Below are 1177 nucleotides of genomic sequence, written 5' to 3' on the forward strand. Positions count from 1 at the left end.
TGTCTAAAGCAAAATTTGAACGTACGAAACCGCACGTAAACGTTGGTACTATCGGCCACGTTGACCACGGTAAAACAACTCTAACTGCTGCTATCTGTACTACACTTGCAAAAGTGTACGGTGGTGAAGCGAAAGACTTCGCGTCTATCGATAATGCTCCAGAAGAGCGCGAGCGCGGTATTACAATCAATACTTCTCACGTAGAGTACGATACACCAGCACGCCACTACGCACACGTAGACTGCCCAGGACACGCTGACTATGTTAAAAACATGATCACAGGTGCTGCGCAAATGGACGGCGGTATTCTAGTTGTTGCTGCAACAGATGGCCCAATGCCACAAACTCGTGAGCACATCCTACTTGGTCGCCAAGTTGGTATTCCTTACATCATCGTATTCATGAACAAATGTGACATGGTTGATGATGAAGAGCTTCTAGAGCTAGTAGAAATGGAAGTTCGTGAGCTTCTATCTGAGTACGATTTCCCAGGTGATGACCTACCAGTTATCCAAGGTTCTGCACTAGGCGCACTAAACGGCGAAGAGCAGTGGGAAGCGAAAATCATTGAACTTGCTGAAGCGCTAGACACTTACATTCCAGAGCCTGAGCGTGCAGTAGACCAAGCATTCCTACTACCAATCGAAGACGTATTCTCAATCCAAGGTCGTGGTACAGTAGTAACTGGCCGTATCGAGCGCGGTATCCTACGTGTAGGTGACGAAGTTGCGATCATTGGTATCAAAGACACAATCACAACGACTTGTACAGGTGTTGAGATGTTCCGTAAGCTGCTTGACGAAGGTCGTGCAGGTGAGAACGTTGGTGCACTTCTACGTGGTACTAAGCGTGATGAAGTAGAACGTGGTCAAGTACTAGCGAAACCAGGTTCAATCACTCCACACACTAAGTTCGAGTCAGAAGTGTATGTACTGTCTAAAGATGAAGGCGGCCGTCATACACCGTTCTTCAAAGGCTACCGTCCACAGTTCTACTTCCGTACAACGGACGTAACAGGCGATATCTCTCTACCAGAAGGCGTAGAGATGGTAATGCCAGGTGACAACATCCAAATGGTTGTAGAGCTAATCGCTCCAATCGCGATGGATGAAGGTCTACGTTTCGCGATCCGTGAAGGTGGTCGTACAGTAGGTGCTGGTGTTGTTGCTATACATTC

The 1177-nt window shown here is 47.6% G+C and carries 1 protein-coding gene; it reads left to right on the forward strand.

From position 1 onward, the window contains the following. The coding region (tuf, locus tag PL85_RS17875; protein WP_215809363.1) for an elongation factor Tu at nt 1-1177 on the forward strand (1177 nt) is incomplete at both ends.

The organism is Vibrio anguillarum (assembly GCF_001989995.2).
Taxonomy (GTDB): domain Bacteria; phylum Pseudomonadota; class Gammaproteobacteria; order Enterobacterales; family Vibrionaceae; genus Vibrio; species Vibrio anguillarum.